Origin of the sequence: Janthinobacterium sp. OK676 (genome assembly GCF_900103595.1) — a bacterium.
Classification (GTDB): domain Bacteria; phylum Pseudomonadota; class Gammaproteobacteria; order Burkholderiales; family Burkholderiaceae_D; genus Janthinobacterium.
The window spans coordinates 305,160-327,986 of the sequence record NZ_FNHA01000005.1 but is presented as its reverse complement, the minus strand read 5'-3'; the positions used below and the strand labels follow the sequence as shown (position 1 = coordinate 327,986).

Annotated in this window: 24 protein-coding genes, 1 tRNA gene and 1 pseudogene; 17 read left to right on the top strand and 9 right to left on the bottom strand. The window is 57.4% G+C overall.

Features of this window, described 5'->3' with window-relative positions; translation table 11 throughout:
• Positions 1-12: 12 nt before the first annotated feature.
• Positions 13-1,464, bottom strand: coding sequence for a murein hydrolase activator EnvC family protein (locus BLU39_RS12945; RefSeq protein WP_092713526.1), 1,452 nt, complete (start codon positions 1,462-1,464; stop codon positions 13-15).
• A gap of 76 nt (positions 1,465-1,540) precedes the next feature.
• Entirely contained in the window at positions 1,541-2,287 is a 747-nt protein-coding gene (gene gpmA / locus BLU39_RS12940) for a 2,3-diphosphoglycerate-dependent phosphoglycerate mutase (protein ID WP_092713524.1), read from the bottom strand.
• Positions 2,288-2,393: 106 nt separating this feature from the next.
• On the opposite strand from gpmA, the gene BLU39_RS12935 reads away from it, so the two are divergent.
• The 5 genes from BLU39_RS12935 to BLU39_RS12915 all read left to right on the top strand — a co-directional run bounded on the left by BLU39_RS12935 (position 2,394) and on the right by BLU39_RS12915 (position 5,484).
• Positions 2,394-2,810, top strand: coding sequence for a rhodanese-like domain-containing protein (locus tag BLU39_RS12935; RefSeq protein ID WP_092713522.1), 417 nt, complete (start codon positions 2,394-2,396; stop codon positions 2,808-2,810).
• A 150-nt stretch (positions 2,811-2,960) separates the two neighbouring features.
• Positions 2,961-3,227, top strand: coding sequence for a glutaredoxin 3 (gene grxC, locus BLU39_RS12930; protein WP_034753025.1), 267 nt, complete (start codon positions 2,961-2,963; stop codon positions 3,225-3,227).
• Positions 3,228-3,388: 161 nt separating this feature from the next.
• Positions 3,389-3,862 carry a protein-export chaperone SecB gene (gene secB / locus BLU39_RS12925; protein WP_010394167.1) on the top strand — a complete coding sequence of 158 codons (474 nt, stop codon included), beginning with the start codon at positions 3,389-3,391 and terminating at the stop codon, positions 3,860-3,862.
• Positions 3,863-3,945: 83 nt separating this feature from the next.
• On the top strand, positions 3,946-4,407 hold the full coding sequence (locus BLU39_RS12920; RefSeq protein ID WP_092713520.1) for an SH3 domain-containing protein: 462 nt from the start codon (positions 3,946-3,948) through the stop codon (positions 4,405-4,407).
• Positions 4,408-4,443: 36 nt separating this feature from the next.
• Positions 4,444-5,484, top strand: a complete 1,041-nt coding sequence (locus BLU39_RS12915; protein ID WP_092713518.1) for an NAD(P)H-dependent glycerol-3-phosphate dehydrogenase — start codon at positions 4,444-4,446, stop codon at positions 5,482-5,484.
• Between the two features lie 35 nt (positions 5,485-5,519).
• On the opposite strand, the gene BLU39_RS12910 is transcribed toward BLU39_RS12915, so the two are convergent.
• Genes BLU39_RS12910 through mscL form a run of 4 tightly spaced genes read right to left on the bottom strand, consistent with a single transcriptional unit; the run spans position 5,520 to position 8,245 of the window.
• Positions 5,520-5,864, bottom strand: a complete 345-nt coding sequence (locus tag BLU39_RS12910; RefSeq protein WP_232731273.1) for a cupin domain-containing protein — start codon at positions 5,862-5,864, stop codon at positions 5,520-5,522.
• A gap of 15 nt (positions 5,865-5,879) precedes the next feature.
• Positions 5,880-6,572, bottom strand: a complete 693-nt coding sequence (locus BLU39_RS12905; protein ID WP_092713516.1) for a DUF2461 domain-containing protein — start codon at positions 6,570-6,572, stop codon at positions 5,880-5,882.
• 21 nt (positions 6,573-6,593) lie between these two features.
• Positions 6,594-7,754 (bottom strand): Do family serine endopeptidase, encoded by a 1,161-nt coding sequence (locus tag BLU39_RS12900; RefSeq protein WP_072455825.1) that lies wholly within the window; start codon positions 7,752-7,754, stop codon positions 6,594-6,596.
• A gap of 41 nt (positions 7,755-7,795) precedes the next feature.
• Positions 7,796-8,245: a large conductance mechanosensitive channel protein MscL gene (gene mscL / locus BLU39_RS12895; RefSeq protein WP_092713514.1), complete on the bottom strand. Its 450-nt coding sequence runs from the start codon at positions 8,243-8,245 to the stop codon at positions 7,796-7,798.
• Between the two features lie 413 nt (positions 8,246-8,658).
• Here mscL and petA point away from each other — a divergent pair, with 413 nt between their 5' ends.
• The 6 genes from petA (at position 8,659) to BLU39_RS12865 (ending at position 12,962) form a co-directional block, all read left to right on the top strand.
• Entirely contained in the window at positions 8,659-9,267 is a 609-nt protein-coding gene (gene petA / locus BLU39_RS12890) for a ubiquinol-cytochrome c reductase iron-sulfur subunit (RefSeq protein WP_086139939.1), read from the top strand.
• 2 nt (positions 9,268-9,269) lie between these two features.
• Positions 9,270-10,682 (top strand): cytochrome b, encoded by a 1,413-nt coding sequence (locus BLU39_RS12885; protein ID WP_092713511.1) that lies wholly within the window; start codon positions 9,270-9,272, stop codon positions 10,680-10,682.
• A gap of 36 nt (positions 10,683-10,718) precedes the next feature.
• Positions 10,719-11,483, top strand: a complete 765-nt coding sequence (locus BLU39_RS12880) for a cytochrome c1 (RefSeq protein WP_092713509.1) — start codon at positions 10,719-10,721, stop codon at positions 11,481-11,483.
• Positions 11,484-11,603: 120 nt separating this feature from the next.
• Positions 11,604-12,215 (top strand): glutathione S-transferase N-terminal domain-containing protein, encoded by a 612-nt coding sequence (locus tag BLU39_RS12875; protein ID WP_010394154.1) that lies wholly within the window; start codon positions 11,604-11,606, stop codon positions 12,213-12,215.
• A gap of 132 nt (positions 12,216-12,347) precedes the next feature.
• On the top strand, positions 12,348-12,860 hold the full coding sequence (locus tag BLU39_RS12870) for a ClpXP protease specificity-enhancing factor (protein WP_092713507.1): 513 nt from the start codon (positions 12,348-12,350) through the stop codon (positions 12,858-12,860).
• A gap of 26 nt (positions 12,861-12,886) precedes the next feature.
• Positions 12,887-12,962 (top strand) — tRNA-Thr (locus tag BLU39_RS12865).
• Positions 12,963-14,173: 1,211 nt separating this feature from the next.
• Here BLU39_RS12865 and BLU39_RS28610 read toward each other — a convergent pair.
• Complete coding sequence (locus BLU39_RS28610) at positions 14,174-14,311, bottom strand: hypothetical protein (RefSeq protein WP_175539281.1); 138 nt, start codon at positions 14,309-14,311, stop codon at positions 14,174-14,176.
• Between the two features lie 402 nt (positions 14,312-14,713).
• On the opposite strand from BLU39_RS28610, the gene BLU39_RS12855 reads away from it, so the two are divergent.
• Together BLU39_RS12855 and BLU39_RS12850 are read left to right on the top strand one after the other, a co-directional pair.
• A complete protein-coding gene (locus BLU39_RS12855) occupies positions 14,714-15,241 on the top strand; it encodes a sigma-70 RNA polymerase sigma factor region 4 domain-containing protein (protein WP_139178257.1) in 528 nt (175 codons plus the stop codon).
• Complete coding sequence (locus tag BLU39_RS12850) at positions 15,238-16,248, top strand: hypothetical protein (RefSeq protein WP_139178255.1); 1,011 nt, start codon at positions 15,238-15,240, stop codon at positions 16,246-16,248. Before BLU39_RS12855 ends, BLU39_RS12850 begins: the two co-directional genes overlap by 4 nt.
• Before the next feature lie 38 nt (positions 16,249-16,286).
• Here the strand turns inward: BLU39_RS12850 and BLU39_RS12845 are convergent, their stop codons facing one another.
• The gene (locus BLU39_RS12845) at positions 16,287-17,225 is read right to left on the bottom strand and encodes a viperin family antiviral radical SAM protein (protein WP_092713500.1); all 939 of its coding nucleotides are present in this window, start codon (positions 17,223-17,225) and stop codon (positions 16,287-16,289) included.
• Positions 17,226-17,371: 146 nt separating this feature from the next.
• On the opposite strand from BLU39_RS12845, the gene BLU39_RS12840 reads away from it, so the two are divergent.
• Positions 17,372-19,909 (top strand): ankyrin repeat domain-containing protein, encoded by a 2,538-nt coding sequence (locus BLU39_RS12840; protein WP_092713498.1) that lies wholly within the window; start codon positions 17,372-17,374, stop codon positions 19,907-19,909.
• Positions 19,910-20,134: 225 nt separating this feature from the next.
• On the opposite strand, the gene BLU39_RS12835 is transcribed toward BLU39_RS12840, so the two are convergent.
• Complete coding sequence (locus tag BLU39_RS12835) at positions 20,135-21,004, bottom strand: HNH endonuclease (protein WP_175539280.1); 870 nt, start codon at positions 21,002-21,004, stop codon at positions 20,135-20,137.
• Positions 21,005-21,456: 452 nt separating this feature from the next.
• On the opposite strand from BLU39_RS12835, the gene BLU39_RS12830 reads away from it, so the two are divergent.
• From BLU39_RS12830 to BLU39_RS28935, 3 genes and pseudogenes are all read left to right on the top strand, one after another.
• Positions 21,457-21,834, top strand: a complete 378-nt coding sequence (locus BLU39_RS12830) for a hypothetical protein (RefSeq protein WP_092713494.1) — start codon at positions 21,457-21,459, stop codon at positions 21,832-21,834.
• A 58-nt stretch (positions 21,835-21,892) separates the two neighbouring features.
• Complete coding sequence (locus BLU39_RS28605) at positions 21,893-22,057, top strand: hypothetical protein (protein WP_175539279.1); 165 nt, start codon at positions 21,893-21,895, stop codon at positions 22,055-22,057.
• A gap of 477 nt (positions 22,058-22,534) precedes the next feature.
• Positions 22,535-22,787, top strand: a pseudogene (locus BLU39_RS28935) (transcriptional regulator); the annotation flags it as partial.
• Between the last annotated feature and the right edge of the window lie 40 nt (positions 22,788-22,827).

Genomic DNA, 22,827 nt, shown 5'->3' with positions numbered 1-22,827 from the left:
AATGGTGGGAACTTAAAACTTCACCCAGGTGGCTGGATCGAAGGCGCGGCCCTGATGACGCAATTCAAAGTATAGCCCTGATTCCTCGTTGCCGCCGCTGTTGCCCGCGCTGGCGATGGTCTCGCCGCCCTTGACGGCGTCGCCCACCCGTTTCAGCAAGGATTGGTTATTGCCATAAATACTCATGTACTGGCCGCCATGGTCGACGATGATCAAATTGCCGAAACCGCGCAGCCAGTCGGAAAACACGACACGGCCGCCGGCGATGGCGTGGATCTCGCTGCCCTCGCCCGTGCGGATGAACACGCCCTTCCAGCTGGGGCCGTCACCGCGCTTGCTGCCAAAGCGGGCGGCGATCTTGCCGGCCACGGGCGCGCGCAGCTGCCCTTTCAGGCTGGCAAAGGCGCCGGCCGGCGCGGCCGGGCCCAGGCTCGGGCGTTCCGGCTCCGGTTCCGGCTTCGGTTCCGGTTTCGGTGTCACCTTGGCCACTTGCGGCGGCTCGTCGTCGTCGATAGGATCGAGCTTGACGGGCGGCACAGGCGTTTGCGGCTTGATCTTGCCCGATTTATTCTGCTGCTCTTTGGCAATGCGCTCCCGTTCCGCCTGCGCCTTGGCGCGCGCGGCCAGCAAGCGTTCGCGTTTTTCCGCCGCGGCCTTGGCGTCAGCAGCCGCTTTCGCGGCGGCCCGTTGCTCGGCCAGCAATTGCTGGCGTTTCTTTTCGGCCGCGGCGGCGGCGGCCTGCTCTTCGATCAGTTTCGCCAGCTTGTCGACCAGGTTGCCCATGCGCTGTTCGTCGCGCTCGACATTGCCCACTTCCTTGCGCTGCGCCACCAGGCGTTGCGACAAGCTCGTCAGCAAGGCGGCGCGGCGCGCCTTCTCCTGCACCAGCAGGGCTTTCTGGTCGCGCTCTTCCTGCGCGATTTCTTCCAGTTCATCCTTGGCGTTTTGCACGTCCGCCTGGTTTTTCTCCACGGCCAGCAAGTTGGCGCGCAAGGCTTCCAGCAGGCGTGCCTGCGCCTGCGACACATACGCCATCAATTGCAGGTCGCGGTTGATGCGGTTGGGGTTATCTCCCGACAAGAGCAGCTTGATGCGGTCTTCGTTGCCGGCGACATATTGTTCACGCAGCAACTTCGACAGCTGCGTCTTTTGTTTCTCGACGGTAGCCGTCAACTGCTGGTGCTCTTGCCCCAGCGCATTGAGTTTCACGCCCGTCTCGCTTTGCTCCCGCGCCAGGTCGCGCAAGGCGCGGTTGGCGTTGGAAATGGCTTCTTCCGACTCGGCCAGGGTATCGGCCGCGTCATCCTTGGCGCTTTCCGTCAGGCTGATGTCGCGCTTGAGCGCCGTCAGTTTTTGTTGCAATCCAGCACGTTGTGCTTCCGCGGCCGCCTTCTGCTTGCTGCGTTCGGTGGGCTTGGCGCCCTGCGCGGCACCGCTGGAAAGCAGCAGCGCCAGGCACAGCATGGCACCGGCGCGCCACGCCGGCAGGGGTCGTTCAGCAGAGGGGGCGATGGCTGTGCCGCGGAAGAAAGACGACAAGTTACTTGGCCTTCCCTTGGTTCGCCACGGCAGCCTGGGCTGCCGCAATCGCTGCCGGGTCGCCCAGGTAGTAATGACGGATCGGTTTCAGGTCGGCGTCCAGTTCATACACGAGCGGCTGGCCGTTCGGGATGTTCAGGCCGACGATGTCGCTGTCGCTGATGCCGTCGAGCATCTTGATCAGCGCGCGCAGGCTGTTGCCGTGGGCTGAAATGATGATCTTCTTGCCAGCGCGGATGGCCGGGGCGATTTCTTCATCCCAGGCCGGCATCACGCGCGCCACGGTATCTTTCAGGCATTCGGTCAGCGGGATGGCCGCTTTCGGCAAGCCGGCGTAGCGCGGATCGTTGAACGAGGCGCGGTCGTCGTCTTCCGCCAGCGGTGGCGGCGGCGTGTCGTAGCTGCGGCGCCATACGAGCACTTGCTCGTCGCCGTACTTGGCGGCCGTCTCGCCCTTGTCCAGGCCTTGCAGGGCGCCGTAGTGGCGCTCGTTCAGGCGCCAGTCGTTCTTGATCGGCAAATACATCATGTCCATCTCGTCGAGCGCCAGCCACAGGGTGCGGATGGCGCGCTTCAGAACGGAAGTGTAGGCCACGTCGAACGTAAAACCTTCCTGCTTGAGGATCTGGCCGGCGGCCTTGGCTTCGTTGACGCCCTTTTCCGTCAGATCGACGTCGGTCCAGCCGGTGAAGCGGTTATCGAGGTTCCAGGTGGACTCGCCGTGACGCATGAAAACGATTTTGTACATAGTTCTATCTTCTCAAGGGGTTCAAATCAAAAAAGCAAAACGTAAAAAGACCTCGTCCAGCTTCTATTTTATAATGCGCGGATTGACTTAAACCATTGGACCCTACGTGAAATTCATTATCGACCACATTTTTCTGTTTGCCATCGTCATTATTTCCGGCGGCGCCCTCCTCTGGCCACTGCTGTCGATGCGCGGCAAGCGCGCGACCGTGCTGGAAGTCACGCAACTGATCAACCGTGGCAAAACCATCATCGTCGACGTGCGCAGCGCGGAAGAATTCGCCACGGGCCACTTGCCTGAAGCAAAAAATATTCCGCTGCCGGAACTGGCAAAACGCCTGGGCGAGCTGGAAAAATTCAAAACGCGCCCCATTGTAGTGGTTTGCCAGAAAGGTTCGCGTTCGGCAACCGCCGTCGGCCTGCTGACAAACGCCGGTTTCGCTGAGGCAACGAGTCTGGAAGGCGGCCTCGACGAATGGAAAAAGCAAGGTTTGCCATTGAAAACCTTGTCGCTGGCCAAATAAGTCCGTATTGCAACACCCGACAAAACCGTAGCGAGCGGATGGGAGTTGTGGTTGAGAAGCGCAACTGTGCGAAGGCACAGTGAGCATCGCAGACCGCAAATCACGACGCGCAGTAGGTTTGGTTCGGTGTTTTTAACTGAAGGAATGATCATGACCGTACCCGTTATTGTTTATAGCACCGCCGTGTGTCCGTATTGCGTGCGCGCCGAGCGCCTGCTGGAATCGAAGGGCGTCGCCGTGCAAAAGATCCGCGTCGACCTCGACCCGGAAGAGCGCATCAAGATGATGGAACGCACGGGCCGCCGCACGGTCCCGCAAATCTATGTGGGCGACACCCACGTGGGCGGATTCGACGATTTGTATGCGCTCGATCAAGCCGGCAAGCTCGACCCCTTGTTAAACGGCACGGCAGCCTGATATAAAGCGGGTTCGAGAAATTGCTTGGTTTTTTGTCGTATTGTTTTGATACAATTGCCCTCGCACCTGATCTGGCCGCGCCTACCCGGCGCGGTTTTGAATACCGCAAGCACCATATTTGAACGGTGTGCCGTTCTTGTCCCTTACAACGAAAGCGTTCCATGTCTGACGAAAATCTGCAACCAGTCTTCCAAATCCAACGCGTCTACCTGAAAGACATGTCGCTGGAACAACCAAATTCCCCAGCTATTTTCCTGGAACAAGAAGCACCAGCGATCGAAGTGGCTCTGGACGTGGGCGCTGCGCCTCTGGCCGATGGCATTTTCGAAGCCACCGTGACCATCACCGTCACCGCCAAAGTGGGCGACAAAGTTGCTTTCCTGGTTGAAGGCAAGCAAGCCGGTATCTTCGAAGCACGCAACATTCCTGCCGATCAACTCGATCCGCTGCTGGGAATCGGCTGCCCGAACATCATCTACCCTTACCTGCGCGCCAACATCGCCGACGTGATCACCCGTGCCGGCTTCCCGCCAGTGCACCTGGCCGAGATCAACTTCGAAGTGTTCTACCAACAACGTCTGCAAGCTATTGCTGACGCCGCTGCAGCAGCACCAGCAGCCAGCGAAACGCACTAAGCTTTTGCAAGACCCCGCTGGCCGTCAAGGCTGGCCTGACACGGCGGCCTGGCCGCCGTGTTTCGTTAAGGTTCAAAAATATCATGTTGAAAAGTGCGCTCTTGAGCAAGTTCCGCTGGATGGCCGGCGCCGTGCTGCTGCTGGCGACCGCCGCCAGCCACGCCGTCGATTTCAAAACGGTGGGCGCCGCCCCCGTGATCCTGTACGACGCGCCGTCCGCCAAGGGCGGCAAACTGTACGTGGCGCCACGCGGCATGCCGCTGGAAGTCGTGCTCAGCTACGGCGAATGGGTCAAGGTACGCGACGCCAGCGGCGAAATGGCCTGGACGGAAGCCAAGGGCCTGTCGGCCAAGCGCAACGTCGTGGCGCGCGCCGCGAACCTCAAGGTTCGCGCCAGCCCCGACGACACCGCCTCGCCCATCATCCTCGTCGACAAGGGCGTGCTGCTGGAAATGAGCGAACAGCCGAGCTCCGGCTGGGTCAAGGTGCGCCACAAGGATGGCCAGAGCGGCTACGTCAAGACCAGCGAAGTGTGGGGCCTGTAAGCACCGCGTCCCTTCCCCCTGCCCCGTTGAGGTTGCATGCAAGTTTCTCCCGAAGTCACTCCCGATAGCATTCCCGCCGCCCGCAAGATCACCATCCTGGGCGCCGGCGCTTGGGGCACGGCCGTGGCCATGGCTCTGGCCGGCCGCCACGATGTGCTGCTGTGGGGCCGCAACGGCGAGGCCATGGCCGCCATGGCCGCCAGCGGCGAAAACAGTTATTTGCCGGGCTTCCCTTTGCCGCCGCAACTGCGCATCGGTGCCGATTTCGACGCCGCCGTCGCGCACGCCGCTGGCGAACAGGGCCTCCTGATCGCCGCCTGCCCCGTGGCGGGCTTGCGGCCCATGCTGCATCAGCTGAAAGACAAGGCCATCGGCAACCTCGTTTGGCTCTGCAAGGGTTTTGAAGGCGGCACGGGCATGCTGCCGCACCAGATCGTGCAGGAAGTGCTGGGTGACACTATCCCCGGCGGCGCCCTGTCCGGCCCTTCGTTCGCGCAGGAAGTGGCGCGCGGCTTGCCGTGCGCGCTGACCATCGCCTCGCACTGCCCCGCCTTGCGCGCCAAGGTCGTCTCGGCCTTGCATGGCGGCACCATCCGCGTGTATGCGAGCGACGACCTGGTGGGCGTGGAAGTGGGCGGCGCCGTCAAGAACGTGCTGGCCATCGCCACGGGCGTGGCCGACGGCCTGGGCCTGGGCTTGAATGCGCGCGCCGCGCTGATCACGCGCGGCCTGGCGGAAATCACGCGCCTGGGCACGGCACTGGGTGGCCAGACGGAAACGTTCATGGGTCTGACGGGTATGGGCGACTTGATTTTGACGTGCACGGGCGACCTGTCGCGCAACCGCAGGGTCGGCCTGGGCCTGGCGCAAGGCAAGGCGCTCGACACCATCGTGGCCGAACTCGGTCACGTGGCCGAAGGCGTGCCCTGCGCCAAGGCCGTGCGCGAACTGGCGCGCCGCATGGGCGTCGACATGCCGATCACCAACGCGGTGGCCGGCGTGCTGTTCGATGGGGATTTGCCGCACGTGATGGTGCAGCAGTTGCTGTCGCGCGATCCGCGCGCCGAGGCGGCCTAAGGCGACCAAGGCGACGTGTGACCCGCCAGGGAAACCTAGCGCCCCGCCTTGGCCATCAAGATCGTCAGCAGCACCAGACTGTCTTCGCGCGCTTCCAGGGCGTGCGCCTGGCCGCCGAGCAGGTACAGCATCTGCCCCGGCCCCAGCAGGTGCACGCCGCCATGCGCCTCCACCGCCACCTGGCCTTGCAGGCACAGCAAGGTGATCTCGCCGAGCACATGATGCTCGGGCATGGTCTTGCCCTTGGGCATGCACATGCGGATCAATTCCAGCTCATCCGTCTTGGCCAGCGCGATGGCGGAAAACTGCGACAGGTCGTCGCCGTCCCTGCGCAGCACCTCGATCACCTGTCCTGAACTTGCGTGCTCCAGTGCCATCATCTGCTCCTTCGGCAATTACTCGGCGACTTCCTCCGGCTCTTTCGCGCCGCGCATCCACTCGACCAGCGGCCACGCATCCTTCAAGCCTTCCGCCAGGGTCGGCAACAGTTTCTCGGGCTCGTTGACGGGCAGCGGCACTTCGGTCCAGACGAAAAAGCTTTTCAGCTTGATGAATTCGATATGTTCGGCGTCCGCCTCGAAACCCTTGGGCGGGCGCTGCAGCTTGCCCTCGTTCTGGATGGTGCCGAAGCGGGCCTTCAAACGCTTATTTTTCAGCACTTTGGAAAAACCTGGCGCATCGTTGACCATGTGCTCGCGCAGCGCCTTCAGGCGGCCCGGCGGCGGCATGTATTCGCCGGCGCCAAACAGCAAGTTGCCCTGGCCATCGATCTGCAGATAATACGTGGGACCGCCCGCCTTGCTGGGACGGCGCATGTCGTTCGGCGCGATGGCGGCCGAAAAACGCGTCTTATACGGGCTTTTATCATGGGCAAAGCGCACGTCGCGGTTGATGCGGAACATCGCCTTCTTCGGATTGCAGTATTTCACGGCCGGGTCGAACTTGCCCAGTTCACCGATCAGGCTCGTGACCAGGGCGAGAAATTCCTCGCGCAGGATGTCGTAGCGGGGCTTGTTCATCACAAACCAGGGACGGTTGTTGTTGTCGCTCAGTTCACGTAAAAATTGGGTCAAATCACGCACATGCATGTGTCAAATTCCGATCAGCAACTATTTGGAAAGCTCTTTCGGGATGGGGCGCTTGCCCACCATCACGTCGAGTGCCGCTTCGCGATTCTTGCGCAGCACCGTCATTTTAGCTTTTTCGCCGGGCGGCAGTTGGGCGATCAGGTTCAGCATTTCCGTCGTGTCGCCCACGGGCTTGCCTTGCACCGTCAGCAGGATGTCGCCGGGCACGATGCCCGCCTTGTCGGCCGGGCCGTTGCGCACGACGCCGGCGATGATGGCGCCGCTGGTGCGCTGCAAGTTGAAGCTTTGCGCCAGCTCGGGCGTGATGTCCTGCGTCTCCACGCCGATCCAGCCGCGCACCACGTGGCCATCCTTGATGATGGCTTCCATCACCGTCTTGGCCGTCGAGACGGGAATGGCGAAGCCGATGCCGACGGAGCCGCCGCTTTGCGAGTAGATCGCCGTATTGATGCCGATCAGATTGCCGCGCGTGTCGACCAGGGCGCCGCCCGAGTTGCCGAAGTTGATGGCCGCATCCGTCTGGATGAAGTTTTCAAAGCTGTTGATGTGCAGGTTGTTGCGGCCCAGGGCGGAGATGATGCCCATGGTCACCGTCTGGCCCACGCCGAAGGGGTTGCCGATGGCCAGCACCACGTCGCCCACGCGCGCCAGTTCCGACTGGCCCAGCACGATGACGGGCAGCTTGTCGAGGTCGATCTTGATGACGGCCAGGTCCGTTTCCGGGTCCAGGCCCACCACCTTGGCCGGTGCCTTGCGGCCATCGGTGAGCACCACTTCGATTTCGTCGGCGCCTTCGACCACGTGGTTGTTGGTCAGCACATAGCCTTCATGGCTGACGATGACACCGGAGCCGAGACTGTTTTTCAAGTCGTCGTCATCCCCGTCGTCCGGATCGCGGTCGCCGAAGAAACGTTTGAAGAAGGGATCGCGCGCCAGCGGATGGGCGCCGCGCTTGGGCACTTGCAGGGTGAGGATGTTGACGACGGCGGGCATGGCGCGCGCCGCCGCGTCGCGGTAGGAACCGGGCGCCAGGCTGCTCGACGCCGTTTCCACCACGGGCACCGGCTTGGCGGGAGAACCCAGTTGCTGTACCCGGCTGGCCGGGCGCAGCGCGCCGTACACAAAATACAGCGCCAACGCGATGGTCACGGTTTGCGCAAACAACAACCAGAATCGTCGCATACAGTTCTCTGCCCAGGTCAGCCGGCCGGTGCCGGAACGGCTTATTTTGCCAGATCGCCGCCGTTGCGTGCGTTCTGCTGCAGGGAGTCGCGGATTTCACGCAGCAGGACGATGTCTTCCGGCGTCGCCGGTGCCGGTGCCGGCGCGACAGGTTCGCTGCGGCGTGCCTTGTTCATCAGGCGTACCATCTGGAAGATGATGAAAGCCAAAATGATGAAGTTGAGCAAAATGGTGAGGAAGTTACCGTAGGCCAGTACGGCGCCCGCCTTTTTCGCTTCGACCAGGGTCAGCGTCGTGGCTTGCCCGTTCAGGGGCAGGTAGTAATTGGCGAAATCGAGGCCGCCGAAAATGCGGCCGATGGGCGGCATGATCACGTCTTGCACCAGGGAATCGACAATCCTGCCGAAGGCGCCACCGATAATGACACCGACCGCCAGATCGACGACGTTACCCTTCATTGCAAATTCTTTAAATTCTTGCATCATTGCCATGAATTTCTCCTTCGGATATGTATAAAAAACATGCCGATCATACTATTGATTCCCGAGGACACCAACTTGTGGTTGTTGGCAGGACCAATTCCGGTACAGCCATGCGCATCTAGTTCGAAAGAACTAGCCACCTCCTGCAAAAGTATATAAATTATGGTACAAGCAACGTTTTTGTTTTATTCGTTGTTTGCTTCACTTATAATTTGCGGTTGCCAGAAGTGGCTTTTTCACTTCCGGATAATCAACAAGAAACTGGCACGGGCTGCGCCATTGGCCGAAGTTCCGCAGGGATGTTGCCACGTTACCGTACAAAGATGCGGATCGCGGCAATCAGAGGGATAGAGCTTCGGCGACGGGTTTTTCGCGGCTGCCACTCATAATAAAGATTCGCATTTTGACTGATTGGGGTTTGCATGAGTAACGAAAAGCAGGTCGATTCAGGCCGTCGCGGCTTGCTCGTCGCCACGTGCGCGGCGGGCAGTGTAGTTGGATTGGCAACCGCGGGAGCCTTGGTAAGCACCTTCCAGCCGTCGGAGCGCGCGAAAGCGGCTGGCGCGCCGGTCGAAGTAGACATCACCACCTTGCAACCCGGCGAAATGCGCACCGTCGAATGGCGCGGCAAGCCGGTCTGGATCCTGAAGCGCACGCCGGAAATGATCGCGTCCCTGAAAAAGACCGATGGCAAAGTCGCCGATGCCAATTCCCAACGCAACCCCGCCGAATTCACGCCACCGTACTGCATGAACGAGGCACGCTCGATCAAGCCTGAAATTCTCGTCGCCGTCGGCATCTGCACCCACCTGGGCTGCTCCCCTTCCTCGAAATTTGCCCCCGGCCCGCAACCGTCGCTGCCCGATGACTGGGAAGGCGGCTTCCTGTGCCCTTGCCACGGCTCCACCTTCGACATGGCAGGCCGCGTGTTCAAGAACAAGCCGGCGCCGGACAACCTGCAAGTGCCGCGTCATATGTATCTGAGCGACACCAAATTGCTGATAGGTAAAGACGAGAAAGGCGAGGCTTGATCATGGCTGCTTTCAAAGAGACGAAATTCCCGGCAGACGCCCCCGTCGCCGAAAAAGCGCTGGGCTGGGTCGATGACCGCTTTCCCCTGACCAAGCTGTGGAACGACCAATGGGGCAAGTACTACGCCCCGAAAAACTTCAATTTCTGGTACATCTTCGGCTCGCTGGCCATGCTGGTACTGGTGCTGCAGATCGTCACCGGCATCTTCCTGACCATGCACTACAAACCGGATGCGGCCCTGGCCTTCAATTCCGTCGAGTACATCATGCGCGAAGTACCGTGGGGCTGGCTGGTGCGCTACATGCACTCGACGGGCGCCTCGGCCTTCTTCATCATCGTCTACCTGCACATGACGCGCGGCCTGCTGTACGGCTCGTACCGCAAGCCACGTGAACTGATCTGGCTGTTCGGTTTCGCCATCTTCCTGTGCCTGATGGCCGAAGCGTTCTTCGGCTACCTGCTGCCATGGGGCCAGATGTCGTACTGGGGCGCACAAGTGATCGTCAACCTGTTTGGCGCGATTCCCTTCATCGGCCCAGACCTGTCGCTGTGGATCCGCGGCGACTACGTCGTCTCCGACGCGACCCTGAACCGCTTCTTCGCCTTCCACGTGATCGCCATCCCGCTGGTCCTGCTGGGTCTGGTTGCAGCGCACCTGATCGCCCTGCATGAAGTCGGCTCGAGCAATCCGGACGGCATCGAAGTGAAGGAAAACCTGGGCGCCGATGGCCACCCGGTCGATTCGATTCCTTCGCACCCGTACTACACCGTGCATGACCTGTTCGGCGTATCGATCTTCCTCGTCATTTTCAGCGCCGTCGTGTTCTTTGCGCCGGAAATGGGCGGTTATTTCCTGGAATACAACAACTTCCTGCCGGGCGATTCGCTGAAGACCCCGCTGCACATCGCGCCAACCTGGTACTTCACGCCGTTCTACTCGGTGCTGCGCGCCACCACGGCCGACTTCATGTACGTGCTGATGGGTGCCGTGGCCGCCTATGTCGTGTTCATCTGGCTCAAGTCGCGCCTGTCGACGACCATCAAGTCGGCCATCGCCGGCATCGCCATCGTCGCCATCATCGGCATGCTGCCGCAGGTGCTGGACGCGAAATTCTGGGGCGTGGTGTTCTTCGGCGGTTCCGTCGTGATCCTGGCCTTCCTGCCATGGCTCGACCATTCGCCTGTGAAATCGATCCGCTACCGTCCGACCTGGCACAAATACATCTATGCCATCTTCGGCCTGTCGTTCCTGGTGCTGGGCTACCTCGGCACCCAGGCACCAACGGATACGAAAACCATCGTGTCGCAAGTGTGCACCCTGATTTACTTCAGCTTCTTCCTGCTGATGCCATGGTGGAGTGCCATGGGCAAGTTCAAGACCGTGCCGTCGCGTGTGACGTTCCACCCGCACTAAGCCGCTCTCACGCCACGCTCAAAGGACATACATCATATGAAGATTGCAAAAAAACTGCTCGCCATCCTGGCACTCGTGCCCGCCATGGCTCTCGCCAGCGAAGGCGGCTTTCCGCTCGACAAGGCGCCCGACCGTCAGACCAACATGGCAGCGCTGCAGCATGGCGCCAAATTGTTCGTCAACTATTGCTTGAATTGCCACGCCGCCGTGTCGATGCGCTACAACCGCCTGCGCGACCTGGGCTTGACGGAAGACCAGATCAAGCAGAATCTGTTGTTCTCGGGTGATAAAGTCGGCGACCTGATGACGACTAGCCTGGCAGCGCAGGACGCCAAGGCCTTCTTTGGCGTCGTACCGCCCGATTTGTCGGTAATTTCGCGCGCGAAATCATCTTCCGCTGGCACAGGCGGCGACTACCTGTATACTTACCTGCGTACGTTCTATAAAGACGACACTCGTCCGACCGGCTGGAACAACATGGTCGTGCCGAATGTTGCCATGCCGCATGTATTATGGGAATTGCAAGGTGTCCAGACTGCCAAGTTCGTGGAAGAGAATGATCCGCACGAAGCTGGCAAGAAGATCCACAAATTTACCGGCTTCGAGCAGGTCAAGCCAGGTACGTTGAACAAGATCGAGTATGACAATGCGGTAGCCGACCTGGTCGGCTACATGGAGTGGATGGCCGAACCGGCACAGCAGACACGCAAGCGCCTGGGCGTCTGGGTGCTGCTGTTCCTGTCGGTCTTCGCTCTGCTGGCATGGCGCCTTAACGCGTCGTTCTGGAAGGAAGTCAAATAAGTGAGGCGCCGGCCTTAGGCCGGTTTATGCCTGTTTCTGCGTTGTCCGCATGAGTGGACAAGCGACCTGGGGTGAGCCGTTCGCGGCTTCACCCCCTTTGTTTCTAAGGAACTATAAAAAATGATGGTTCTCTATTCGGGTACAACCTGCCCATTTTCGCAACGCTGCCGCCTGGTTCTGTTTGAAAAAGGCATGGACTTCGAAGTGCGCGACGTCGACCTGTTCAACAAACCGGAAGACATTTCGACCATGAACCCGTACGGCCAGGTGCCTATCCTGGTCGAACGCGAACTGATCCTGTATGAATCGAACATCATCAACGAGTACATCGATGAGCGCTTCCCGCATCCGCAACTGATGCCGGCCGATCCGCTGATGCGTGCCCGCGCGCGCCTGATGCTGTTCAATTTCGAAAAAGAACTGTTCGTGCACGTGCACGTGCTGGAAAGCGAACGCGCCAAGAGCAACGACAAGGCCCACGATAAGGCACGCGCGGAAATCCGCGACCGCCTGACGACCCTGGCGCCGCTGTTCCTGAAAAACAAGTACATGCTGGGCGACGAATTCTCGATGCTCGACGTGGCTGTCGCGCCGCTGCTGTGGCGCCTGGACCACTACGGCATCGAACTGTCGAAGACGGCTGCACCGCTGATGAAATACGCCGAACGCATCTTCTCGCGTCCAGCGTATATCGAAGCGCTGACGCCATCGGAGAAGGTCATGCGTCGTTAAGATATTCCCGGCAAGCCACGCTTGCCGGGACATCTTGGGCCACGTGTTAAAGCCGTTTTTTGCGCGAGCCAAGTCTTTTGAAATACCGGTGCGCCCGCCTTGCGGGGGCGCTCCCGCCTCACAGTGCCTACCATGTCTGAAATCTCAACCAAACCTTATATGCTGCGCGCCATCTACGAGTGGTGCACCGACAGCGGCTACACGCCTTACCTCGCGGTCAAAGTCGATTCGCGCACCACGGTACCGATGGAATACGTGAAAAAGGGCGAAATCGTGCTCAACATCAGCTTCGGCGCCACCAGCGGCCTGAAGATGGACAACGACGCCATCCGCTTCCACGCCCGCTTCGGCGGCGTCTCGCGCGAAATCTACGTGCCGGTCGACAATGTGATGGCCATCTACGCCAACGAAAACGGCCAGGGCATGGCCTTCGAGCCCGTGCTGGGCAACGATGACCCCGACGCGCAACCAACGGACAGCCCCGCCTCCGCCGACGTCCCGCCGCCAGTGCTCGCCCCGACCGCCAGCGCCCCGACCCTGTCGTCCGTGCCGGCCAGCTCCCCCGAACAACGCGACAACGCCACGCCAGGCGACGACGAGCCACCAAAAAAAGGCGGCCGCCCGACCCTGACACGCATTAAATAGCGTATAATTCGCAACGCGCAGTTTTTGCCGACTTAGCTCATTTGGTAGAGCAGTTGATTTGTAATCATCAGGTGGCCAGTTCGAAACCGGCAGTCGGCACCAATAAATTCAAGCACTTAGCCCAATCCTCAGGATTGGGCTTTTTGCTTTCTGGATGCCATGTAACCCCTGTGTAACCCGGCTTGATCAATCAAGCCGGAAGGGCCAGCGGCCTGTCGCACCATGCACAGGCGATCAAAGAGCCCAAAAGGGCTCTTATCGAATACATCGCATGCACAGGTGCGACGCCCTTCTCTCAAGCACCAAGAATGCGCCGGATAGCCTCTACCGGCCAGGCCAGCCGGCCGTTCACCCGAACCGGTCGCAGAGGTCCATTTTCGGCGGACGCCCATACCCGCAATGTCTGCGGTTTTCTCCCCAAGTGGTAAGCAGCACATGCGGTATCGACATGTGTCCGCCGTTCCAGGTCAAGCGGCATGAAGCCCAGCCAAGATTGAGCACCTGCCATCAGGTGTTGTACTGCTTGCGGTTGTTGCTGATCCATCCATCGCCTCGAAATTTGAGCGCCGAACAACAGGCCAACCTCAATGGTCATCGCCACATCGTCCGGCACATGTCCGACAACGCCGGGGCACGGCCCCAGCCCAAGAATACTGTTCCGTATCGACGTCGCCCCTGACGCGCAGTCAATACGCAAGCGCCTTTCGGCGCTTGTCCCCCACCCGGCTTCAGGCACCGGGCGCAACTGCCATGCGGTCTCCCGCGTCGCGCTACCTGCAAAAGAGACAGGTCATTGGTGGCGCTACACCGGTTTTTCAGATTCAGAGATGGGGACGGCAAACGTCGTCCGGCCAATGGCCTGGCTCATGTGTTGGATCGACACACAACCAGTTAAAGCTGATGAGGAGAAGCGTCAGGATGAGAAAAACAGGCTTGCCGGGTGCTGGAGGCGATGCTCCGCTTGTGACACGTCGATGGCGTCCGCTATGCGTCGCTCATTGTTCTGCTGGACCGAGGTAGAAAGCAGTTCGTTGGTCAGTCAAGAGACGAAATAGAAATGGTGCGCCATTCAAACTGGCGTTACTTGAAGAGCAATTCCCACCATAGCGGGCATTGTGTGTTGAGGTAGATATTTCAGTTTTCAGGAAGTAAATCCCAGGCCATTCCGCAGAGCGAATCAGCATCATGAAGCAACATATATTGCCTGTCAACAAGTTTCCAATCATGAACTTGAGGCACTGATACCCGTCCCTGCCCCCGGCAGACGCTGCGATCAAAATGACGTTGCCACAGAGAAATTGGAGTGATATGATTTAAGTGTCGCCATGCGGCCTTATTGTAAATGCAATTTTCTGTAAAAAGTAAGCAACAAAGCAGTTCACAAAATCGTCAGCTTCTGACGCTTCTTCCAGCAAACGCTTGGCGATTGCTCGGCTGAACACGCTCAACATCAGCAACTCTTGGCATATCAGTAATTACCGTATCCCTGAATCTTCTCGTGTATACGCCTGACGTTTCGTGATCTTCACGATGTGTCATCTCGGTCGACCATCTGCAACGTAATCCCAACGCCAACCAGGGCAGGAACCTATACGCCTGTGCTCCACCAACGCTGGCGCGCCCAGCATCGCCATCTTGGGCAATTCCTATTCCGCCCCATTCCCTCCTCAACTCTTCTGCGTCTGCCTGGACCTTTCGTGATCAGCTTCACGACTCGAGCCATCAGGTCGATCCGCATGCAATGCAGTACCCGGGTGCGACCGGGCAGATGAGAGCAGTTCCTCGTCTATTCGCACACAACCGTGGGTACGTTTTACTCATACCTGTATGCATATTGGATCAAGGAGGATGGCATGTTTTTTAGCACCAACGAAATAGCGCAGCTTGCTATTACGTTCCCCTGGGGACACACGGCCCAAGTCAAAGTCAAGGCCGCAAAACACGGCGTGGCACCGGACGACATCATCCAGGAAGGACGCGAAATAATCCTGGAAAAAGCTCAGGTATTCGACCCGGCCAAAGGCACCCTGTGCCAGTTCGTATTTGGCCACCTCGAGAAAAGAATGCTCCGTCAGCTAGGCGCACACACGTTTGCTGTTTCCATCGACAGCGACGAACATTTTGGTGACAGTACACGCAGCATCATCGTCAATCTGGAGGCGCCAGCAGTGTACGAGGACGATTTCCCTCCACCTTCAGATCAATCCAAAAGTTCTAAGGCCTTGTCAATCGCCAGTTTTGTGAGCGGAAAGTCGACTGCGGATCTTGCACGGGCCCTTGGCGTCACCCCGCGGCGAGTACGACAAATTTTGCAGCAATTTCGTGAGCAGTACGCGACATCGAACCAGTCTGAGCTTTTCTTTGATGAGGTGTGCCAATGACGTCAGGTAATTATCAAAAACATGCGGACTCTCGCGGCCCATCTCGCATAATCATCGCGCTTGACTCTCTCTACGCGCGAAAACTGGGGACAACGACGGCCGTATGGTTGCGTCAGGCTGAATACACTCAAAGAAAAGCTGGGAACGGTTGCTGGTGGTTCAAAAAAATTCTCGCAGATAGGGATGATAATAATCAGATGATTTCACCCCGATGGGAAATCGACCAAAGTTTTGAGTATGAAACGGGCCTGACTCGGTCACACCAGGGGAAAGCCCGAAAAGCAGCGAAAAAACTTGGCGTGCTTCAGGAGCGGCGCTCGCGCAATGGAGGCCGTCTTGAATACCGGATCGATCTGGATCTCTTGGCTAAGATCGTGTCCAAGTGGGCCGATGAAGAGCGCAATTTCCAACGTTCAGAAGCGTCGGAAATCACATTCGGCAACGGCGAATCTGGCGCCCTGGAAAGCGAAATTTCGCTTTCTAGTACAGAGAGTATACAGATTAAAAAAAGTAGAACTGCGCCGTCAGGTTCATCAGCCAAGCATGAGAACAGTAGCAAGAAGCGACAACCAAGGGCCAAGATCGCTGGCGTCCATTGCTGGAACGATCTCGACCAGAAACTTGCCAATTCTATAGTGAAAAAATATGGCGAGAAGGCGGTTTGCGACGCCGTATCACAACTTGAAAACGAGGGCGCAAAGCCATTGCCATCAGTCGTCGAAAAAATATTGTCACGCTCAAGCGCCAAGAATATGGTCGAAGAAACGCGCCAGCGGCTGGACAGCTATGACATCAGCGAAATCGACCGAAAGAGGCGAACAGCAGCACGTGACGCAGTGGACATGTTATCGCCAAACGAACGCCGCAAGCTCATCAAAAAATTCATTGATGAAAACATCGGCGGGGACGCGACATCATTCGAACCTATCAAAGGTGAGTTTCGCAAATTGGATGAAAAATTGCATTGCAAACGCTGGCTGGAGGCGCAGTTTATGGGTAAATTTTGATGCCGACAAACTATGCGGTCGGATCGCCGACGGTCGAATCACTCGCTCACTCCGACCGATGCCATGTATCGGAAGAGAAACTTCGGTGCGGCGAAGCGCATACCGGCGAACGCAACCGATGCACCTGCTTCCAAGATCGGCTGGCTGTAGCGGTATCCCCTGACGGAGGCTCCTGTGGTGTTTTGAAAGAACCTTCCCGTCGGGTCCACCATCAGGTAGGACTCCGTCATGTCCTGGTTATCTTCCACGTGGCGAATAGCCGCGAGGTGCGCGTGTCGCCTAACGAAGTCATCGAATCCCTGCTGGGAAACCGCCAGGCGGTCGTCTACTATCGGAAGCATGCGCAAGACTTTCCACTTCTCCGGACGCAGGCACTGGATCACGCTGGTCATGTCGTCGAACTGGTTGACCTTGTTAACAACGGTGTTGACCTTCACCTTCAGCGAGGGATGTCGGCGTTGGCCTTCACTCACGGTATCGACGAGCTTGGCGATATCGAGTTGCTGGCCACGGTGGTCGACCCTGCCAATCTCCTTGTTACTCTGTGCGATCTGCGAATCGATGCTCAGGCCCAGCAAGCTGATGTAGGGCACCAGGGACGCCATGAGGCCGGAATCCAACCGGCTACCATTCGTGATCAAGGAGATGTCGAACCCGATGTCGCGGGCGATTGGCAACATCTCGAGTACCCGCCTTGTATAGAGCAACGGCTCTCCACCCGCGAGGTTCAATCGTACTGAACCCCAGTTCATATGCCGCCGCAATGGATTGGCATAATTATCGGGATGAAAAAACTCGTAGAGGCGGCTCAGCAGTTCCCGTGTGCGGACAGGATTGTGGACGAGTTCTCGTTGACGATCAGGCGTCTCCCACTTGGCGTAGCAGTATTGGCAGCTGTAATTGCAGGCCTCGGTGATATGCCAATTGATGACAAGCTGATCAGCGGAGCGCGATGCAAATGGTAGGTCAAAGTCCATGGGATACTCCTTATTCGAAAAGAAGGTGTATCTTGCCAACGCTCTAAACAAAACAAAAAGAAAGTTCGTGGCCCCCCCTCCCTTTAAGGTGGGGTGAGGGGGGGGGCTGCGAAGTTTCAGTGACAGGCAACCGGGACTGCGCAATCATGGCAGTCCTTACAAAAATTCTGCTTATCTATATGGCCACGATCCCAACATTTGAAGAGTTATTGCTTGAAATACACCAAAGCTTAGGCTTGAAATTCGATCAAAAAGACAAAGGCAAGCTGACCAAGCTTGAGAAACCGCTCGTGGACCATCGTAAGCGCGTTGAGGGCTTGCTAAGCGACATATTCGACGCGTTCGGGATGGACGACGTAGGGCGAACTGACGCCATGTCCAACATCCTCGAATGGGCGAACTTCGACAAGACGATCGAGCTCAATACCTGGACCTTTAACGCCGACCGACGCCAGATTCTGTGGCACTTACTTGGCTACTCGTATGCCCACGCCGCAGGCCGCAGGCTCGCATTCTGGACATTACATGAGCGACTCGACACAGGGATGCCTGGTGGTCGTTTCTGGTTCCTGCCCACCGAGCGCGAGCGCAATGGCGTGCACCGACTTATCATGCCTGTCGCTCAGGTAGTCGATTGGTTGCACGACCTCTTGGGGGCGCCGATGGAGCAGGCACGGGTAGGACTCGGTGGCCAGGCAGCGCAAGCGCGCCAGCAACAGCTCGACGACGCCAAGATGGAAACTGATGTTTACGCATCCATGGCGCGCGAGCTCGACAACTGGCGCCAAGGACGGTTGCCACATGTATCGACGATCGAGAAATACTTTCCGGACGACGCGCGTCTGGACTTCAAAGGGGCGCTGCGTCAAACACCGGACTTACCGCTAGCAGAACGGCTGCGGGAGTCCATTGACTTCGTGACTGCGAAGGGACTCGATGCCGTCTCGTTGCGTGATGAAATTCCGATGACGGAACCTGGCAGCCTGGAAGCCGTCCTGGCGTACCAAGCATCAGACGATGCTGCCCAGAGGTTCATCGAGCTGGTCGAAGAGCGCTGGTCGGCCCCGTCGATAGCGACCGTCCGCCGCCGGCTATTGATCGCGCGCATGGTTCAAGATGGATATCGACGACTCGGCCGCTTCATGTTGGGCGAGGACTTCGATGAACAGTGTGCCGATCCGGCACGTAACAAAATACTGCAGCTCTTTGCGCTGTTTCAGGTGGGGTACAACCTGACGATCCAGGCCTCTAAGGAAAGTCGCGATCCGCGAGAGCAAGACGCCTGGTTCGATAGCCAGCTCTCGCCTTGGGGCAAGGAAGGGATATTCATGGCGATTACGCCATCCCGGCACGCCACCAGTGCCATTGAATTGTCCGAATTGCTCACGCGTACATTCGCCAACCTGCATCCAGACAGCCCACTCGATGACCTGATCGGGCAAGACGAAGCGCTGGCCAGTGCGATCGCCGAACGCGAATGTCGGCGCTTGGTCGCGCACGACGCGGAAAGGGTAGCGATCCGCTCATGCATCGATTCCATGGCACGGGGTGCACCTTTCCGAAAACTGCAAAGGCAAACAGACTACTGGGTAGTGAACCAAGTGGCGCAATCTTCAGAGCTTTCGATACGCCTCAGGGAGATGGCGTGCGTTCGTGCACAGGAGCTGGCGCGAACACCGAGCGAAGAGCTGGGCGCGATCATCCTGCAACTGTATGCGCTGTTTAATCGCGACCGGGCGGACCGACCCAAGAACATGCGACAGCAGGTCGAACGACTGCTAGCACTGGCCGAGAACAGCTCTGCCTATGGCGAATGGGATGCGGTGCTATTGCAATACAAGGCAAAGCACCACTTGGCAGTCAACGACTTCGAGGCGGCCCGCAAGTTGTTCAATGCCGCACTCGACGCGTGCAAAGCACGGAATTTTGGTCCGATCCGCGGCGAGATTGCGCGGGACGCCTTTGCGGTTGTAATCGAGCGCCCCCCTGTAGGCTTCTGTCTGCAGAACTACGAGGGCTACATGCGCAACATGCTGGCCTTCGATACCCTTTCCCTGGACGACAATGAGAAGCTACCCACGCTCGAGGACACGGCGTGCGCGGTGTCAGAGTACTTCTGGGAGAACCTGTACGCGCCATACCCTGGCGAGAACACTGAAGAGCCGCTCGCGCTCAGACACACTGAAGCGATCATCGGGACTGAAACCATGGAGCTCGTTTTGCACGAGGACTGGGATGGCCTTGATGCCTGGATGTGCAAGAATTCAGAACTACGCGACAAGCGACTGCGTCAAGTGCAGGGCGAGACCGTCCTCACGATCTGGTTAGGAGGACTGTATCGATTCCGAACGCAAAAGTCACAAATCGCAAGGATCGGGCCGATCGAGGAAGTGGCACCTATTGCCAACACGCTTGTGCGCAACCTACGAGAAGCCATCCAGCGCTTGATCAGGAAATGGCCGAAGTTGATCAACCTTGCCGACTTCAAGAAGCAGACGCCGTTGTTGCTCGCCGCCCGACACGGTGACGCCGCTATGGTAGATCTACTTCTACAGGGTGGAGCCGATGCCGATTGGCGGGATTGGGAGGGAAAATCAGCGATGGATCTCGCGCTGGCCTCGGGCGTTGCGCTTTGCGTAGAAGCGTTGAGCAAGGGCAAGGGCAAGCAATTTCAAGCAGCCTAATGATAGCTCACATGCATGGTCCGCTGTCACATTACACCACCGGAAGGCTGAAATATAAAACTTCAGGTTCTGCGTTATACCGACAGTACTCCTGAACAAAGCACAACTTAGAAATGACTCTGCAAAAAGTTCAATAGCAAGGAAACTTGCACTAAGACTGTCCAAATCAACGTCTGGAGGAGCTGGTTTGCTGTTTATCGGACGGTCAGCGAAGGGGTACTTTGCCTATAGCAAGGACTGGTAAATTGCATAGTGACGGACAAGGCCTGCCCTGTCAGGCCGGTCGGTCAACATCGCGGGCAAAGGAACAGTCTGGTTTTCGAACTGGTAGTACTCCGGCTTTAATCGGGGATTGACCTTAACGACTAAGGTGTCGGGACAAATCGATAGCATGTGCAAGTCGAATAGCGTATGGACGTCCGAACGCATCAGCAAGCCATTCGAACTTTCGTAGCCGCCACCGACTGAATGCGGAACGATATGTGCAGCCTCCAGCGCTTCGACTATTCCGCATCTAGAGATAATGCAACGGCCGCAATAGACCAACATCAGCCGCTGGCGGAACTCGTCTTGGCCCCGGCGTTCCTTGATAGCGCGTAGGACGATCTCGTCTGCAGTAGATTCCGGATCAGGCGCGGATGGTGCTTTGCCAATGAGGAATTCGGTTATCTGCTGCACAATTTTTTCCCCGGCAGCAACCGATGTGAAGCCAATTGCCGGCCATGGGTAACGTCCATCCTCTTGGACAGCCACGCCATGCTTGCGGGAGATTTCGCTAACCTTGGCACGCAACGCAGCGGCGCGATCGCCTACCGCATCGACACTGATCGATAGCGCGACGGTCCCCCTTGCGAAATTTGGCCGGCTCGCAAAAAACGAGAACTGACCACCACTATTTCGCCCAGTGGTATTGCGCCCCTTTATCTCGAACAAAACGCCATAGCCAGGGTCGGAAGTATTCCGCGCTTGATCACAACCCAGCGCAACTGCCATATCAATGACAGTGCCAAGGCAAGAGTAATACAGCTCGGTTGTACCGGCCTTGCTAGCGCAAATTTCAAGCCGCTCGGCATGCTTTTGTGCTTGTTGAATCATTCGCATCTTGAAAATTCCTTCGTCTCATACAAGTTATTTTTCAAAATTTTACGCACAAACGATGCATTCGTGTCCTCATCTTGAGAAAAGGTTCAAATTCTTCGTCCTATGATGATTCGGGGAGGAAAATGGTTTGCGAAAATTTCGGTTAACCGCAACAGTGCCTTTGGATCGACGAACTTCTCTTTGATCTTAATTGGTAATGTCCACGTCATTTTTACTCAGGCCACCTATTCCAACTAATTCAACACTTCTAGAAACATTGCTGCACACGATTTTACTGACTATGGACGTGGATCATCAAAAAATAGCCTAATTAGGGGAAAAATTTGTCAGAGTCGGCACCCTTCCTCAGAACTTAACTTGACTTGCACAAGGAAGAACGGGACTTACGATTACTCTTGTCGCGGTCACATATACCGCTCAACCATCCCCATTAAGGGAGTTATTTGATGAGTACCGATAAAGTCACAAACCTGACCATTTTTACTACCGACTGGGCGAAAGAAGATCGCCGTTCCGTTAAGGCCTACCTCAATGGCAAAAGCGACGGCCGGGTCCTGTGGTGGAACATCAATCGTTGGCTTCACCAGCATTTCAGGCCCAAAGCTTCGCTCGAGAAGATTATGTTTTGCTTCCACTCGCGCCACCAAACGCTCACCTTGCTCAACCTGGAATATCGAGCCGACGTCCAAGAGGTGGCAAAGAAAATCCAGTCCGAGGGAGTTGTGGCAGGAATTCGATTCGCGAGTTCCTCAGCCTGTAAGACGCGTTTGTCTGAAGGATCCACGTACTCGCAGCTCTCCTGCCATAAGGACGCCAAGCCATGAACGAGGTTGGCGAAGGCCGGGCATAGTGGTTTCACCCTGAACATCATGAAGACAAAAAATGAACAAACTTATTGAGCATATTAAACGAGTAGCGATCGACGACATCCGCCTTTTTTTCGAACCGTTCACCATAGTGACACGCCTGATTCGTCGCCTGGCCACAGCCGTGATTTCTCGTTTCAGACGATCGAAAACAAAGGACGAGAAGGAAGGTGATCAATGAGAAGTAGCGCTTTCTATTTGTTACTTTATTTCCATCCGTTAGTGAAAATGCTCCTCACAATTGTGTGTCGGGTTTTCGGCTTCCTCTCGGTCATCATGCTGATCGCGATATTCTTCAACGACTCCTGGGTGGACATTCTCGCGATTACTACACTATTCTTTGTGGTGTCGATCAGCGCCTCGATTCTTCAGACAAGGTACACCAGGCTTCTGCTGAAACTCCAACCTGATGAGACTGAATATATTTTCTACGACTGATTGAACAGCAAGGCCGACCGTCACCTGATAGTCGGCCTTGGTACCTCCCGTACATCGGTGAAACACGAGGAGAATCCGTAGCATCTTTTGGCCAACTGTTCGTTATCTCTTCTCTGTTTTATCTGTTACTCAGCCATTTCTGACACATCCGTTATTCAGATACTTTGACTATATCTGCATTTCAGATAATATCAATATATCTGAATAACGGATACCACACATGTCCTTCTCGCCCACCACCCATCGTCTCCTCACGGCGTCGCAGCTCGGCCAGTTGCTCGCATCGACCCGCAAACGGAATAAGATCACCCAGGCGACTGCAGGCACGCGTGTCGGCTTGAGCCAGATTCGCATATCCTAAAGAGAGCCATCCTGACGAAATCAGCGTCAAACAGTTACTCTGCTGGTGCTCCGCACTCGAGCTGGAGCTACAGTTGGGCAAGCGCGAGTCATCCACTGCAACCAGCTCGGCCGAGTGGTATTCATCACATAGCATGATGCTCTCATCATCTG

What these genes read in the sequence shown, in the direction of transcription:
- BLU39_RS12945 (WP_092713526.1), bottom strand. Translation starts at nt 1,464, where the DNA reads ATGCTGTGCCTGGCGCTGCTGCTTTCCAGCGGTGCCGCGCAGGGCGCC.
- gpmA (WP_092713524.1), bottom strand. Translation starts at nt 2,287, where the DNA reads ATGTACAAAATCGTTTTCATGCGTCACGGCGAGTCCACCTGGAACCTC.
- grxC (WP_034753025.1), top strand. Translation starts at nt 2,961, where the DNA reads ATGACCGTACCCGTTATTGTTTATAGCACCGCCGTGTGTCCGTATTGC.
- secB (WP_010394167.1), top strand. Translation starts at nt 3,389, where the DNA reads ATGTCTGACGAAAATCTGCAACCAGTCTTCCAAATCCAACGCGTCTAC.
- BLU39_RS12920 (WP_092713520.1), top strand. Translation starts at nt 3,946, where the DNA reads ATGTTGAAAAGTGCGCTCTTGAGCAAGTTCCGCTGGATGGCCGGCGCC.
- BLU39_RS12915 (WP_092713518.1), top strand. Translation starts at nt 4,444, where the DNA reads ATGCAAGTTTCTCCCGAAGTCACTCCCGATAGCATTCCCGCCGCCCGC.
- BLU39_RS12910 (WP_232731273.1), bottom strand. Translation starts at nt 5,864, where the DNA reads ATGATGGCACTGGAGCACGCAAGTTCAGGACAGGTGATCGAGGTGCTG.
- BLU39_RS12905 (WP_092713516.1), bottom strand. Translation starts at nt 6,572, where the DNA reads ATGCATGTGCGTGATTTGACCCAATTTTTACGTGAACTGAGCGACAAC.
- BLU39_RS12900 (WP_072455825.1), bottom strand. Translation starts at nt 7,754, where the DNA reads ATGCGACGATTCTGGTTGTTGTTTGCGCAAACCGTGACCATCGCGTTG.
- mscL (WP_092713514.1), bottom strand. Translation starts at nt 8,245, where the DNA reads ATGGCAATGATGCAAGAATTTAAAGAATTTGCAATGAAGGGTAACGTC.
- petA (WP_086139939.1), top strand. Translation starts at nt 8,659, where the DNA reads ATGAGTAACGAAAAGCAGGTCGATTCAGGCCGTCGCGGCTTGCTCGTC.
- BLU39_RS12885 (WP_092713511.1), top strand. Translation starts at nt 9,270, where the DNA reads ATGGCTGCTTTCAAAGAGACGAAATTCCCGGCAGACGCCCCCGTCGCC.
- BLU39_RS12880 (WP_092713509.1), top strand. Translation starts at nt 10,719, where the DNA reads ATGAAGATTGCAAAAAAACTGCTCGCCATCCTGGCACTCGTGCCCGCC.
- BLU39_RS12875 (WP_010394154.1), top strand. Translation starts at nt 11,604, where the DNA reads ATGATGGTTCTCTATTCGGGTACAACCTGCCCATTTTCGCAACGCTGC.
- BLU39_RS12870 (WP_092713507.1), top strand. Translation starts at nt 12,348, where the DNA reads ATGTCTGAAATCTCAACCAAACCTTATATGCTGCGCGCCATCTACGAG.
- BLU39_RS28610 (WP_175539281.1), bottom strand. Translation starts at nt 14,311, where the DNA reads ATGTTGAGCGTGTTCAGCCGAGCAATCGCCAAGCGTTTGCTGGAAGAA.
- BLU39_RS12855 (WP_139178257.1), top strand. Translation starts at nt 14,714, where the DNA reads ATGTTTTTTAGCACCAACGAAATAGCGCAGCTTGCTATTACGTTCCCC.
- BLU39_RS12850 (WP_139178255.1), top strand. Translation starts at nt 15,238, where the DNA reads ATGACGTCAGGTAATTATCAAAAACATGCGGACTCTCGCGGCCCATCT.
- BLU39_RS12845 (WP_092713500.1), bottom strand. Translation starts at nt 17,225, where the DNA reads ATGGACTTTGACCTACCATTTGCATCGCGCTCCGCTGATCAGCTTGTC.
- BLU39_RS12840 (WP_092713498.1), top strand. Translation starts at nt 17,372, where the DNA reads ATGGCAGTCCTTACAAAAATTCTGCTTATCTATATGGCCACGATCCCA.
- BLU39_RS12835 (WP_175539280.1), bottom strand. Translation starts at nt 21,004, where the DNA reads ATGATTCAACAAGCACAAAAGCATGCCGAGCGGCTTGAAATTTGCGCT.
- BLU39_RS12830 (WP_092713494.1), top strand. Translation starts at nt 21,457, where the DNA reads ATGAGTACCGATAAAGTCACAAACCTGACCATTTTTACTACCGACTGG.
- BLU39_RS28605 (WP_175539279.1), top strand. Translation starts at nt 21,893, where the DNA reads ATGAACAAACTTATTGAGCATATTAAACGAGTAGCGATCGACGACATC.